1 protein-coding gene is annotated in these 1789 nt (G+C 73.0%); it reads left to right on the top strand.

Annotated features, from left to right (window positions below):
* On the top strand, nt 1-1789 hold a 1789-nt coding region (locus tag KDH83_RS30535), incomplete at both ends, for a hypothetical protein (RefSeq protein ID WP_212322751.1).

The following is a 1789-nucleotide window of genomic DNA, read 5'->3' on the forward strand; positions in this document are numbered from 1 at the left end:
CCCTGACGGCGGGCCGCGACGCGGCGGTCACGGGCGCGGTGAGCGCGGGCCAGGCGCTGACGGTGGATGCCGCTGGCGATGTGTCGGTGAGCGCGCGCGGCAGCCTGCAGACGCAGGACGCACTGCGCGTGGCGGCGGGGCGCGATCTGGCGCTGGGCGGCTCGCTGGTGATGGGCGATCAGGACGTGCGCGTGCAGGCCGGGCGCAATCTGCGCGCGGGTACTGCGGCAGATAGCGGCTCGGGCAATGGCAACAACGGCACAGGCGGCAACAACAACGGCAATACGGGCGGCACCGGCAACAACAATGGCGGCACCGGTGGCAATAACGGAAGTAACGGCAGCGGCAACAACGGTGGCAACACCGGAAGCACCGGCGGCAATGCAGGCAACGGCGCAGGCACGAGCAACGGCTCGGGCGCAGGCGCAAGCACCGAGACCGCCGCCAGCACGCAATCGGTCGGCCTGGTATCCGCCAAGGGCGCGCTGACGCTGCAAGCCGGCCGCGACGTCCAGCTGCCCGGCCAGATCTCGGCCGCGCGCACGCTGCAAGCCGAGGCCGGCGGCGAGCTGTCCACGACTGCCGGCGCACGCCTGCAATCGGGCCAGGCCATGGGGATACGCGCGGGCGAGGGCGTGACGTTGGCCGGCTCGGCCCTGAGCGACACCAGCCTGTCCATCGACGTGGCGCGCGAGCTGCGCCTGGATGGCAGCGCGCTGGCTTACGGCGGCACGCTGCGATTGGCGGGCAATGACGTGCTGCTGGGCGCGGCCAGCAAGACGCAGGGACGCGGCATCGACGTCACCGCTACGCGCGATCTGCGCGCAGGCGGCGCCCTGGTGTCGGCGGGCGCGGTCAAGCTGGATGCGGGCCGCGACGCGGCGGTCTCCGGCACGCTCAATGCCGACGGCGACCTGACGCTGCAAGCGCGCGGCGCGGCCACGACGGATGGCCAGCTATCCAGCACCGGCAAGCTGCAACTGCAAGCCGGCAGCGATGCCACCCTCAAGGGCAGCCTGCGCAGCAACAGCGACCTGACGGCGGACGCGGGCGGCAAGCTGGCGCTGCTGGGCAGCGCCAGCGCAACGACAGGCGCGTTGAATCTGACCTCGGTGGGCGACCTGTCCATCGGCAAGGACGCCACGGCCCAAGCCGGCGGCGCCATCGGCCTGCGCACGCAAGGCAACTTCACCACCGCCGGCGCGCTGGCGTCGCTGCAAGCGCTGACCATCAGCGCGGCGGGCGACGCGGCCATCGACGGCAAGCTGCTGGCGGGCGGACCACTGTCCGTCGATGCGATCGGCAAGATCGCGGCCGGCGCGGACGCGAAGCTGCAGGCCAAGGGCGCGCTGCGCCTGGACGCCGGCAAGGCGCTGACGCTGGCCGGCCTGGCCGAGACCAACGCCGGCATGACGCTGGCCTCGGGCACGGATCTGCGCGTGGACGGCAGCGCCATGGCTTATGGCGGCGCGCTGTCCCTGACGGCCGGAGAAAGACTGGCGCTGGCGTCCACGAGCCGCGCGCAGGGCACAGGCATCACGGCGCGCTCGGGCGGTGATCTGGAAGCCGCCGGCGAGATGGGCGCGCGGGGCGACATCACGCTGTCCGCCAGTCAGGACCTGCGTCTGGCAGGCAAGGGTGCCGCCGCGGGCAACCTGACGCTGACCGCCGCGCGCGACCTGCGCGCGCAGGCCGCCTCGCAATGGGAAGCCGATGGCGGTGCGAGCATCAAGGCCGGGCAGGACGCCGCGCTGGCCGGCGCCCTGCGCACCAATCGCGATATCGGGCT

It is taken from the genome of Achromobacter sp. Marseille-Q0513 (genome assembly GCF_018195695.1).
GTDB lineage: Bacteria > Pseudomonadota > Gammaproteobacteria > Burkholderiales > Burkholderiaceae_B > Achromobacter.